This is a genomic window from Bacillus cereus group sp. N21, assembly GCF_016483395.1.
Lineage (GTDB): Bacteria > Bacillota > Bacilli > Bacillales > Bacillaceae_G > Bacillus_A > Bacillus_A pseudomycoides.
In genome coordinates, this window is record NZ_JAEHBX010000458.1 from 1 (window position 1) to 229 (window position 229).

The window sequence follows — 229 nt, forward strand, 5'->3', positions numbered from 1 at the left end:
TTATATGATTGTTCCAAACCTATATTATATTTCGTGTTTTTATCCGTCCAGTCTTCTCCTAAATTACCTGGCAATCCTGATGTATTAGCGACATATTTTAATAACTCCCAATCTTTTAATCCTTTTTTCACACCGCGCTCATATGATTTGACCATATTAATGATTGCTATTTTTGCATTGATTTGTGAATCCATTAAACTTTCTTCAGATAACGAGGCTGGTGCTAATC

Annotated in this window: 1 pseudogene; it reads right to left on the bottom strand. The window is 33.2% G+C overall.

Features of this window, described 5'->3' with window-relative positions:
- Positions 1–229: pseudogene (locus JDS96_RS31630) on the bottom strand (invasion protein); the annotation flags it as partial.